The sequence below is a fragment of the Mesorhizobium sp. B2-7-2 genome (assembly GCF_006440775.1).
GTDB lineage: Bacteria > Pseudomonadota > Alphaproteobacteria > Rhizobiales > Rhizobiaceae > Mesorhizobium.
Genome location: NZ_VFTZ01000048.1, coordinates 1 through 12,121, shown reverse-complemented (window position 1 = coordinate 12,121; position 12,121 = coordinate 1). Strand labels below are relative to the sequence as shown.

7 protein-coding genes are annotated in these 12,121 nt (G+C 64.7%); 4 read left to right on the top strand and 3 right to left on the bottom strand.

Translation table 11 applies throughout. The features are described 5' to 3' along the window. Nucleotides 1-95: 95 nt before the first annotated feature. Nucleotides 96-4,865 carry an NAD-glutamate dehydrogenase gene (locus FJ425_RS31025; RefSeq protein WP_140636963.1) on the bottom strand — a complete coding sequence of 1,590 codons (4,770 nt, stop codon included), beginning with the start codon at nucleotides 4,863-4,865 and terminating at the stop codon, nucleotides 96-98. A gap of 128 nt (nucleotides 4,866-4,993) precedes the next feature. Here FJ425_RS31025 and FJ425_RS31020 point away from each other — a divergent pair, with 128 nt between their 5' ends. The 3 genes from FJ425_RS31020 to FJ425_RS31010 all read left to right on the top strand — a co-directional run bounded on the left by FJ425_RS31020 (nucleotide 4,994) and on the right by FJ425_RS31010 (nucleotide 8,141). Next, the gene (locus FJ425_RS31020; protein ID WP_140636965.1) at nucleotides 4,994-5,557 is read left to right on the top strand and encodes a peroxidase-related enzyme; all 564 of its coding nucleotides are present in this window, start codon (nucleotides 4,994-4,996) and stop codon (nucleotides 5,555-5,557) included. Between the two features lie 161 nt (nucleotides 5,558-5,718). Further along, nucleotides 5,719-6,042 (top strand): YciI family protein, encoded by a 324-nt coding sequence (locus FJ425_RS31015; protein ID WP_140544225.1) that lies wholly within the window; start codon nucleotides 5,719-5,721, stop codon nucleotides 6,040-6,042. A gap of 278 nt (nucleotides 6,043-6,320) precedes the next feature. Then, entirely contained in the window at nucleotides 6,321-8,141 is a 1,821-nt protein-coding gene (locus FJ425_RS31010; protein ID WP_140727869.1) for an aromatic amino acid ammonia-lyase, read from the top strand. A 102-nt stretch (nucleotides 8,142-8,243) separates the two neighbouring features. On the opposite strand, the gene FJ425_RS31005 is transcribed toward FJ425_RS31010, so the two are convergent. Further along, nucleotides 8,244-8,855, bottom strand: a complete 612-nt coding sequence (locus FJ425_RS31005; protein WP_140636969.1) for a LysE family translocator — start codon at nucleotides 8,853-8,855, stop codon at nucleotides 8,244-8,246. Nucleotides 8,856-9,453: 598 nt separating this feature from the next. Between FJ425_RS31005 and FJ425_RS31000 the strand changes: the two genes are divergently transcribed. Beyond that, a complete protein-coding gene (locus tag FJ425_RS31000) occupies nucleotides 9,454-10,152 on the top strand; it encodes a DUF1062 domain-containing protein (protein WP_348643178.1) in 699 nt (232 codons plus the stop codon). A gap of 51 nt (nucleotides 10,153-10,203) precedes the next feature. Here FJ425_RS31000 and typA read toward each other — a convergent pair whose 3' ends face one another. Further along, complete coding sequence (gene typA / locus FJ425_RS30995; RefSeq protein ID WP_140636971.1) at nucleotides 10,204-12,033, bottom strand: translational GTPase TypA; 1,830 nt, start codon at nucleotides 12,031-12,033, stop codon at nucleotides 10,204-10,206. Nucleotides 12,034-12,121: the final 88 nt, after the last annotated feature.

The window sequence follows — 12,121 nt, the reverse complement described above, 5'->3', positions numbered from 1 at the left end:
TCGATCGGGGGAGAGGTGGCTCGGCGAAGCCGAGACGGAGTGGGGGTCGACCAGCGCTACATAAGACAATGCATGCGAGGAACCCAAGCAAACTCTCACATCCCCGTCAGGTCACTCATCAGGCCCGATGCCACCGACAGCCGCGACACGGTGATGTCGCCGCCTTCGGTCAGCGCCTGCAGCCGCTCGCGGATGCGCGCGACGCGTTCGCCGCCGGCTTCCAGCCAGGCCGCGACCGGATCCGCCGCCGTGCCGTGCGCGGTGAGCGCCGCCACCGCGATGCCGCGCCGCGCCACGCCGATCGTGTCGGCCGAGCGCGACAGCGCCAACTGGTCGTAATAGTCGGGCGGCATGATCGAGCGCGCGGCTTCCTCGACGCGCGGGATGCGGAAGGCATCGCTGACGGCGAAGAACGCCTTGGCCGCGCTGACGATGTCGGCATTGGCCGTGCGCGCGGTGAGCGCGACGTCGGGGATCAGCTCGGCCACTTCGGCCAGAGCGAGCTGCCCAGCGAGCTTCTCCGGCGCGCCGCTCTTGGACAGGCCCTGCCGCCGCTCCTCGACGCGCTCGCGCGAGAAGGCCGGCAGCAGCGAGAGAAGATTCGGCTCGAGCGCCTTGCGCGCCTCCTGCAATTCGGCGATGCGCTGGCCAAGCGGCGCGGAGCCGGCTTCGTGCTTCAGGTACCAGCCGCTGGTCACAAAGATAAGCCGGCTGATCGCTTGATAGAGATCGAGCTGGATCTGCCCGTCGATCTGGTTGTCGAGCGCGTCGATCTCGTGATAGAGCGCCGGCAGCGCGAAGCCGTCGCGGACCACGGCGAAGATGCGCACCACATCGGCCGCCGTGCGGCCCGTGGCTTCCTGCAGCCGGTTGACGAAGGACGGTCCGCCGCGATTGACCAGGTCGTTCGCGACGACTCGCGCGATGATCTCGCGCCGCAGCCGGTGATCGCGGATCTCGCCGGCGAATTTCCTTGCCATGCGCTCCGGGAAATAGCCCATCAGGTCGCGGTCGAAATGTTGATCGTCGGGCACGTCGCTGGCGACGATATCGGAGAACAGCACGATCTTGGCATAGGCGAGCAGCACGCCGAGCTCGGCCCGGGTGAGCGGCTCGCCGCGCGCCTCGCGTTCGGCAAGCGCCGCCGGCGAAGGCAGCGTCTCGACCGCCCGGTCGAGCAGGCCGCGCGCTTCCAGCGCTGACATGAAGCGCGCCTGGTGCGCGATGTCGGCGAGCCCCCGCTTGCGCGCCAGCGAAAGCGCCAGCGTCTGCTGATAGTTGTTGGCGAGCACCAGCGCGCCCACCTCGTCGGTCATCTCGGCAAGCAGCTTGTTGCGCGCCGGCCGCGCCAGCGAGCCTTTGCGCATCGCCGACGCCAGCGCGATCTTGATGTTGACCTCGACGTCGGAGCAGTTGACGCCGCCCGAATTGTCGATGGCGTCCGAGTTGCAGCGGCCGCCATTCATGCCGAACTCGATGCGCGCTCGTTGCGTGACGCCGAGATTGGCGCCCTCGCCGATGACTTTCGCCCGGACATCGAGCGCGGTGACGCGGACGGCGTCGTTGGCGCGGTCGCCGACATCGGCGTTGCTTTCGCCCGAAGCCCGCACATAGGTACCGATGCCGCCGAACCACAAAAGATCGACCGGCGCCTTGAGGATGGCGTTCATGATCTCGACCGGCGTCGCGGTGGTTTTGGCGAGGCCGATAGCGGCGGCCGCCGCTTGCGGCAGCGTGATCGATTTCTGGTTGCGCGACACGATGACGCCGCCTTCCGACAGTTTCGACTTGTCGTAGTCCTGCCAGGACGAGCGCGGCAGCGCGAACATGCGCTGCCGCTCGGCCATCGAGGCGGTCATGTCCGGATTGGGGTCTATGAAGATGTCGCGATGGTCGAAGGCTGCGATCAGCCTGGTGGCCGGCGAGAGCAGCATGCCGTTGCCGAACACGTCGCCCGACATGTCACCGACGCCAACCACGGTGAAGGGCGAGGTCTGGATGTCGCGGTTCATCTCGCGGAAATGCCGCTTCACCGCTTCCCAGGCGCCCTTGGCGGTGATGCCCATCTTCTTGTGGTCGTAGCCGGCCGAGCCGCCGCTGGCGAAGGCGTCGTCCAGCCAGAAATGGTGTTTTTCGGAAATGGCATTCGCGGTGTCTGAGAAGGTCGCCGTGCCCTTGTCGGCGGCGACGACGAAATAGGGATCGTCCTGGTCGCGCCGCACCACGCCGGCCGGCGGGATGACGCCGTCGACGCCGATATTGTCGGTGATCGAAAGCAGGCTGGAGACGAAGTTCTTGTAGGCCGAGGTGCCTGCTTCGAAGATGGCATCGCGCCCGGCGCTCATCGGCAGCTTTTTCGGATAGAAGCCGCCCTTGGCGCCGACCGGCACGATGACGGCGTTCTTGACCTGCTGCGCCTTGACCAGCCCCAGCACCTCGGTGCGGTAGTCCTGGGCGCGGTCCGACCAGCGCAGGCCGCCGCGTGCCACCGGGCCGAAGCGTAGATGCACGCCCTCCACCTCGGATCCGTAGACGAAGATCTCGCGCCATGGTCGCGGCGCCGGCAGCCCCTCGACCGCCTGCGAATCGAGCTTGATCGCCAGCGACTGCCCTTTCTGTTTCGTATCGGCCACGAAATGATTGGTGCGCAGCGAGGCTTCGATGAGGTTGAGATAGCGGCGGATGATGGTGTCGTCGTCGATATTGGGCACCTCCTCCAGCGCGTCCTTGATCTTGGCCTTGAGGTGCTTGGCCGCGACCGCGCCGTCGCCTTCCGCCGCCGGACCGAGCCGGGCGACGAACAGCGCGTGCAGGCCGCGCGCGATCTCGGGATAGCGATTGAGCGCGGCGGCGATGAAATCCTGGCTCTGTGGAATGCCGGCCTGCTGCAGATAGCGGCCATAGGCGCGCAGGATGGCGATCTCGCCCGACCACAGGCCGGCGGTCTGGGCCAGGCCGTTATAGCTGTCATTGTCGACATCGCCGCGCCAGACCGACAGGAAGGCGTCTTCGAACAACGCCCCGCCGTCGGAGATGTCTATTCGCGCGCCGTAGCTGTTCTCCAGCTCCATGTCGTGGATGAAGACTTTGCCGGAGCCGGTGTCGGCGACCTCGAAGGTGCGCTCGCTGATGACGCGGAAGCCGATGTTTTCGAGCACCGGCACGCGCCGCGACAGCGCGACAGGGCTGCCGAAATGGTAGATCTTCAAAGCCGCCTGGTGCGGCTTCTGGTCGGCATGGCGGTAATAGTCGATGGCGATCGGATTGTCGGCCCCGATCTTCGCGATACGGCCGGCATCGGCCAGCGCCACGGCGGCCGAGAAGCTGTCGCGATAGCTTTCGGGGAAACGCGCCGCGATCGCCTTCAGCGCCGGGTCGCTGCCGGCGGCTTCCGCGGCTTCGGCGAGCGCGTCTTCCCAGGTGCGCACGATGTCGCGGATCGCCGCCTCGATCGTCGACTGCTCGACCTTCGGCGTCTTGCCGCCGGAACGGCCGATGATGAAATGCACGCGCGCCAATCCGCCTTCCGGGAAGGCCGGGTAATAGGCCGACAGACGGCCCTCGAACACCGTTTTCAGATAGGTGCCGACCTTTTCGCGCACGACGCTGTCGTAGCGGTCGCGCGGCACGAAGACGATGATCGACACGAAGCGATCGAACTGGTCGACGCGCACCAGCGCCCGCACGCGCGGCCGCTCGATCAGCCCGAGTATGGCGCTGGCATGCTTGCGCAGGATGGGAATGGGAACCTGGAACAGCTCGTCGCGCGGATAGCTTTCCAGGATGTTGATCAGCGCCTTGCCGGAATGGTCGTGCGGATCGAAACCGGATTTCGAGATCACGGTCTCGGCCTTTGAGCGCAGATAGGGGATCTTCATCACCGAGCGCGTGTAGGCGGTCGAGGTGAACAGGCCGACGATGCGCAGCTCGCCCGCGAGCGCCCCCTTCGACGTGTAGGTTTTGATGCCGATGTAATCGAGATAGATGCGGCGATGCACCGACGACTTGGCATTGGCCTTGGTGACGATCAGCGGCTCCGGCCCGTGCAGGAAGGCGCGGATTTCCGGCGTCGTCGTCACCGCTTCGGTGCCGCGCCGCAACACCAGCACATCCGGATCCGACAGGATGCCCAGGCCGGGTTTGTCGGCGCGCTCCAGCGAGCCGCTTTCCTCGCCGCCTGTATATTTGAACTCGCGCATGCCGAGGAAGGTGAAATTGTCGTCGCGCAGCCATTCGAGAAAGGCGATCGCCTCGGCGACGCTCTTCTTGTCGAGCGGCACCGCCGAATAGCGGAATTCGGAAATCGCCTGGTCGAGGCGGGCGAGCATCCGCTTCCAGTCGACGACGGCCGCCCGGACCTGCGAAAGCACCTTGTGCAGCCGCCCGGTGAGGCTCTTGGCCTGCTCGGCGGTCAGCCGCGGGATATGCACATGGACGACGCTCAGCCGGTCGTCATCCTCCTTGCCGCCGTCGCCAAGCACCTCGACCACACCGGTCTTGCCGTGGCGGACGGTGACGATCGGATGGGTGACCAAGGTCGGTTCGCCGCTTGTCTCGGTGATTTCGCCGAGGATGGAATCGAACAGGAACGGCATGTTGTCGTTGACGACGGTGATGATCGTGACCGGCCGGCCGTCGCAGGCAACGCCCGAATCGGCTTCGACGGCAACGACGCTTTCGCCTTTCCTGTGGCTGGAGACCGCTTGGGCGGCGAGCTCGCCGGCGCGCTCGAGGTCGGCCACGTCATAGGCCGCGATGTCCTCGGCGGGCGCCCGCGCCAGCAGATAGTCGGCAAGCCTTGCGGGCTTCTCCTCCGCTTTCGCGGCGGCGGCTTTCCTCTTCGGCTTGGATTTCACGCTGGCCATGACGCTTAGTCCCTCCCGTTATATGCTTTTGCGACTATGGTAGCCAGATGAGCGCTGTTTGGCGACAAAGGTTTGACGGCGCTTAAAAAAATTCGAACCGACGCCATCGGCCCGCCAGGAGAACGACCATGACCGGCAAAATAACCGCGCTCGACCTTGTCCAGGCGGAACTCAGCGAGGCGACGAAAGCCTATTTCGACAAATGCGAGGAGAAGCTCGGCCTCGTGCCCAACGTGCTTCTGGCCTACGCCTTCGACGAGAAGAAGCTTCGCGCCTTCACCGACATGTACAACGATCTGATGCTGGGCGAATCCGGTCTGTCGAAGCTGGAGCGCGAGATGATCGCCGTGGTCGTCTCCTCGATCAACCACTGCTTCTATTGCTTGACCGCGCATGGCGCGGCGGTGCGCCAGCTGTCGGGCGAACCGGCGTTCGGCGAAATAATGGTGATGAATTTTCGCGCTGCCGAGCTGTCGGACCGGCAGCGCGCCATGCTCGAATTCGCCGTGAAACTGACCGAGGAGCCGGCCAAAATCGTCGAGGCCGACCGCGCCGCCTTGCGCCAGGCCGGCTTCACCGACCGCGACATCTGGGACATCGCCTCGACCGCCGCCTTCTTCAACATGTCGAACCGGGTGGCGGCCGCGGTCGACATGCGGCCCAACCCCGAATACCACGCCATGGTAAGGTGAGCTCGTTACATTAGACTCAACTTAACATCGATTGCCTGTTTTTCGTTTTGGTCCGATGATCAGGATTGCGGCAAGGCCGCATATCGGATTGCAGCATCGCTGCATATCGCAAGCGGCGTGGCCGCATGCCGGTTCGACGCCGCCGACAAAGGGAGGAGAACATGGCGAAATTTCTCTATGTCTATCACGGCTCCGGCAAGATGCCGACCGACGACGCCGAACGCAAAGCGGCTATGGATGCCTGGACCGGCTGGTACGACAAGCTCGGCTCGGCCGTGGTCGACGGCGGCAATCCGGTCGGCATGTCGAAGACGGTGCTACCGAGCGGCAAGATCGAGAACAATGGCGGCAGCAATCCGACCGCCGGCTACACGATCGTCGAAGCCAAGGATATCGACGATGCCGTCGCCAAAGCCAAGGACTGCCCGATCCTGATGGACCCGGCTTTCAGCGTCGAGATCGCGCCGATCATCGAGATGATGTAACGCTTGGAGTCCGCGCTGCATCGCACGAGGCCGGATTTCCGGCCGCGACTTCCTGCTGTCGTCTTCGTGGCCGCCTTCTTCGACAGGTCGAACCGGCGGCCACCGCGATCGGCTTGCGGCCGAACCGACTACGCAATGGCCCGGTAGGCCACGCCGGTTCCATCATCGGTCCTGCGGCTTTCCTTCGTTGACAGGCCGGCGCTTGCGGCTAGTCTTTTGGGAAACAAAATTTCCATTGGGTGAACTCGTTCCTGAACCTGTCTCGAATGGGAGCCGTCATGCTGGACCGAATCGCCAAGCCCAAACTTCTCCTTTGCATCCTCACCGTCATAGCCGGCCTCGCCGCGCCGCCTGTGCAGGCCTTCGAGGCGGCAACCGTCTATCAACCCATTTTCGAGGCAGCCGCCGACAAGACGGTAACCCTAACCGGCCATGACCTGACCATCGACCAGGTCATCGCCATCGCGCGCAACGGTGCCAAGGTCGAGCTTAGCCCGGAGGCGCTGCAACGTTCGGCGGATGCTTATGGCTTGCTGCTCGAGGGTGCGGCCGAAGGCGTCACGATCTACTGGTTCAATCGCGGCGCCGGCGACCAGCGCGAAACCGTGATCTTTTCAGGCGATCCGACCACGCCGGAAAACACCAAGCTGCTCAAGGACCAGCAGCTCGCGCGCTTCAAGGGCGGCGTGAACCGCGGCTATGGGCCGGAGCTGCAAGAGGAGGCGCTGGTGCGCGCGATCATGGCCATCCGCGCCAACACCATGTCCTACGAGGCGGCCAGCCCGCAGCTGACGCATATGCTCGTCGACATGCTGAACAAGCGCGTCACGCCGGTCGTGCAATCGCGCGGCACGCTCGGCGAGGGCGACCTGGCGACGCTCGGCAATATCGGCGCCGCCATGGTCGGCGAAGGCGATGCCTATCTCAAGGGCGTTCGCATGCCGGCCGCGCAAGCGCTCGATCAGGCCGGGCTGAAGCCGCTCGAACCCTTCGCCGCCGACCAGGCGGCGCTGATCAGCACCAACGCCTACGCGCAGGCGCAGGCCGTTCTCCTGCTGGAGGACACGCGAAAACTGCTGGAATGGACCGACCTCAGCTACGCCATGGGGCTGAACGGCATGAACTCCAGCGTGACGCCGATCTCCGCGCCGGTGCAGTCGATGCGGCCTTATCCGTGGCTGACCTGGGACGCCGCCCGCGTCATGGACATGATCAAGGGCAGCTATCTCTTCGATGACGATCCGGCCCGCATCATCCAGGATCCGGAAAGCATGCGCGCCTCCAGCCAGCGCCAGGGCTCGGCTTGGCAGGCCTGGGCGGATTTGCGCGATTCCGTGCTCCTCTCCATCAATTCCTCGGATCACAATCCGGCGATCCTGCCCGGTCTGACGCCGCAGAGCTCGCCGGAACTCAGCACGCCGCAGTTCATGAAATACTACATCAAGGGCGGCCCGCTCAGTAACGGCAAGTCCGGCTATATCTTCTCCAACGCCAATTGGGATCCCTACCCGATGGCCAACCAGGTCGAGGCGCTCACCAACGCCTTGACCAATCTCGGCGTCGCTGTGGCGCAGCGCATCGAGCGCTTCCGCAACCCATTCTTCACCGTGGTCAAGCCGGCCGACGTGCTGAAGCCGGACGAGCGCAAGGACATTCCGGGCTTCGACGGCTACCTGCCGACCGATCTGTGGCAGGAGCTGGCCGATCTCGGCTCGCCGGTGACGCCGAACGGCCAGGCGATCGTCGCCACCGTCGAGGACCTGGAAGCGCAAACTCGCATCAAGACGCAACGCGCCCGCGAGGCGGTCGACGTATCGTTCCATCTGCTGGCGCAGGATCTGTTGACGGCAAGCTACTGGATGGAGATCCGCAAGGCGCAGAACCCGCAGCGGAAATTCGGCGAAGCACCGACCGCGGCTCTCGCTGCATTGCGCCAGTCGATCCCATGGCATCAACCGGCGTCGGAGCGGCAGAAGCGGCCGCTCGGCATGGTCGCCTACGATTTCATGCAGGAGAACCCGGCCTCGAAATTCTATGCGGGCGGACCGCACCCGCCGGCTGCGGCGGCGCTGCCCTCGGCCGGCGTGCTGCCCAAGTAGCTCAAAGCAATTCCAGGAGAAGCGTGACGCGGTTTTCCGTCCGGAATTGCTCCACACTGAAGAGATGGAGCTGGTCGTCCTTTCCAGAAACGATGAACAGCTCTACCGCGCGGCGATAGCTGCGGCAGCGCCCGCCATCGTCGTGGCGCTGACGCGGTTGGCGATCTTCATGGCGCGCTTGCTCTTCAGCAGCTGGCGCGCCTGCGAAGCGGCCAGCACCCAGGCGAGGTCGATGACGACCAGCACGAGCGCCATGGTCAGCGTCAGCTCGACCCAGCCGATCACGCTGACCGAAGCCAGATCGATGATGGTCGGCAGCAGCGCCAGATAGAACATCATGATTTTTGGATTGCCGAGCGTCACCGCCATGCCGGCAAGGAAAAGTTTCAGGGGCGAGTCCTCGCGCGGCATCTCGCCCTCCTTCGCCTCGACCGGCGCCGTCCACATCTTGAACGCGAGATAAGCAAGGTAGGCGACGCCAACCCATTTCACGACGACGAAGGCGTAGTGGAAGGTTTGCGCCACGACGGCGAGCCCGAACACCGCCAGCGAAAGCCAGACGCCCTCGCCGATCCACATCGCCAGCAGGAACGGGAAGACGTCGCGGAACCCTTTCGAGATCACCCGCGCCACCAAGGCTGCGATCGACGGGCCGGGCGAGCCGGCGGCGACAAAGAGCGCGGCAGCGAAGATCAGCAACGAGGCGAGATGCATGGGGTCGATTCCTATAAGATAGAAAAGAACGATAGCCGATCAGAGTAGATTTGGCACGCCCCGGCAAGGCGCGACCGTTCATCAAGGCGACAACAAACCGCCAGCGCCGGCGCCGCCCCTCATCTGGCTGCCGCCATCTTCTCCCCGTTGAACGGGGAGAAGGGACATGGCGCCGACGATTTCGCCAATCGCAAACGTCGCAGAATGGGCGCCGGCGTCGCGGCCAGCCTCTTTCTCCCCGTTGACGGGGAGAAATGCCCGGCAGGGCAATGAGGGGCAGCGCCAACCTCGCCCTCTAAACCTTGCCCCCTCGTCAATCTCCCGCTAGAAGACCCATCCCGACACCCATTTTCGAGCATCACCTTGCCTCAGTAACCGCCGGTCTCGCCAACTCCCCCGAATGACCGCAGGCGCAGTCATTGGCGCGTCTGCTCCATCTCACGTGTTCTTCAGGCGGCGGTTCGAGACCGGTTTGGCATGCTGAGCCGCCGTCGCGTGCAATCCGCGCCGACGCCTGATTTTCAAACACGCAGTCTTCGCCACGCCGTGGCCCGTGAGCATGATCCCGAAAAGTGGTATCCGGTTTTCGGAAAAGATCATGCTCAACAACAAGGGGCATCTCGGACATCGCCGGCCTGACGGACTTCCCGACGGGAAGGGCCTACCGGCATGTCTCGAACTTTGTGCGTACGTTGGACGATTGCGCCCGCAATCGCGCCACGACCTTTCATCAAACTGCAATCGCTGCGGCGGCCTCAAGCCTTATCGATGCGGCGGGAAATTCCGCGTCAATGCCAACGGCAAGCGCATTGACGTCTGGCTGATCTATCGCTGCGTCGACTGCGACAACTCCTGGAATTTCGCCATCCTGGAACGGCGAAACCGCCGCGACATCGAGCCGGCGCTGCTCGCCGCGATTGAAAGCAACGATCAGGACCTTGTCCGCCGCCACGCCTTCGACAGCGCGATGCTGCGCGACCGGGCTGGCCGGATCGAGGAATCTCCCGGCGTCACGGTCCGAAAGGAGCTTCTGGCCGGCGAGCCGGGACGCGCGACCACGCTCGCGATCGAACTTCGGATCGAGGGCACGACGCCTTTGCGGCTGGACCGCCTGCTTGCCGGCGAGCTCGGCCTATCGCGGTCAAGGCTTCAGGCCCTGGACGACCGCAAGCGATTGACCATCGAGCCCGATGGCGGAAGGGCCTTGCGCAAGCCCGTGCGCGGTGGCCTGGCAGTGTCCATCGACCTCGCCGGGGACGCGGATTGCGCCGCGATCGTCTCGGCTGCCTGCGGCTGAAACAAAAAAAGAGGGAGCAACCGCTCCCTCTTTCGAACTTTCCATGGAACCCTACGCCGCGCCCATCACCTTGGCGGCCTTCTCGAAACGCTTGCGCTCGTTCGGGTCGAGATGGAGCTTGCGCAGGCGGATGGTCTTCGGCGTCACCTCGACCAGCTCGTCGTCCTGGATCCAGGCGAGCGCCCGCTCCAGCGTCATGCGGATCGGCGGCGTCAGCTTCACCGCTTCGTCCTTGCCGGCGGCGCGGATGTTGGTGAGCTTCTTGCCCTTGAGCACGTTCACTTCGAGGTCGTTGTCGCGCGAATGGACGCCGATGATCATGCCCTGGTAGACCTTGACGCCCGGATCGATGATCATCGGGCCGCGGTCTTCCAGGTTCCACATCGCATAGGCGACCGATTCGCCCTGCTCGTTGGAGATCAGCACGCCGTTGGTGCGGCCGGGCAGCTCGCCCTTATACGGCTCATAGGCGAAGAACAGGCGGTTCATCACGGCGGTGCCGCGCGTGTCGGTCAACAGTTCCGACTGATAGCCGATCAGGCCGCGCGTCGGCGCGTGGAAGACCAGGCGCTGGCGGTTGCCGCCGGACGGGCGCAGCTCGACCATCTCGGCCTTGCGCTCCGACATCTTCTGCACGACGACGCCGGCATGCTCCTCGTCGACGTCGATAACGACTTCCTCGACCGGCTCCAGCAGCTGGCCGTCGTCGCCCTTCTGCATGACGACGCGCGGACGCGACACGGCAAGCTCGAAGCCCTCGCGGCGCATTGTCTCGATCAGCACGGCGAGCTGCAATTCGCCGCGGCCGGACACGAAGAAGGAATCCTTCTCCGCCGATTCCTCGATCTTGAGCGCGACATTGCCCTCGGCCTCGCGCAGCAGCCGGTCGCGGATGACGCGGCTGGTCACCTTGTCGCCCTCGGTGCCGGCAAGCGGCGAGTCGTTGACGAGGAAGGACATGGTCACGGTCGGCGGATCGATCGGCTGCGCATGCAGCGGCTCGCTCACCGCCGGATCGCAGAACGTATCGGCGACGGTGCCTTTGGACAGGCCGGCGATGGCCACGATGTCGCCCGCCTGCGCTTCCTCGATCGGCTGGCGCTCGAGGCCGCGGAAGGCGAGGATCTTGGAAATGCGGCCGGTCTCGATCTGCGTGCCGTCATGGTGCAGCACCTTGACCGCCTGGTTGGCCTTCAGCGTGCCGGACTCGATGCGGCCGGTGATGATGCGGCCGAGGAACGGATTGGCCTCGAGGATGGTGCCGATCATGCGGAACGGGCCGGGATGGACCGTCGGCGCCGGCACATGCTTGACGACCAGGTCGAACAGCGGTGCAAGACCCTGGTCCTTCGGACCCTCGGGGTTTTCCGAAACCCAGCCGTCGCGGCCCGAGCCGTAGAGGATCGGGAAATCGAGCTGCTCGTCGGTGGCGTCGAGCGCGGCGAAGAGGTCGAACACCTCGTTGACCACTTCGATATGGCGGGCATCCGGACGGTCGATCTTGTTGATGACGACGATGGGGCGCAAGCCGACCTTGAGCGCCTTGCCGACGACGAACTTGGTCTGCGGCATCGGGCCTTCGGCGGCGTCGACGAGCACGATCGCCGAATCCACCATCGACAGGATGCGCTCGACCTCGCCGCCGAAATCGGCGTGTCCGGGCGTGTCGACGATGTTGATGCGGGTGCCATGCCAGTCGACCGAGGTCGCCTTGGCCAGGATGGTGATGCCGCGTTCCTTTTCGAGGTCGTTGGAATCCATGGCGCGCTCGGCGACGCGCTGGTTGTCGCGGAAGGCGCCGGACTGTTTCAGGAGCTGGTCGACGAGGGTGGTTTTGCCATGGTCGACATGCGCGATGATCGCGATATTGCGGAGGTTCATTGTCTGGTCTCGGGAGTGTTGCAGGCAGCAGGCCCAGAGGCGCCGCCTTTTTCGGTTGCGCGGCTCATACAAGGTTTTTCGCATTTGC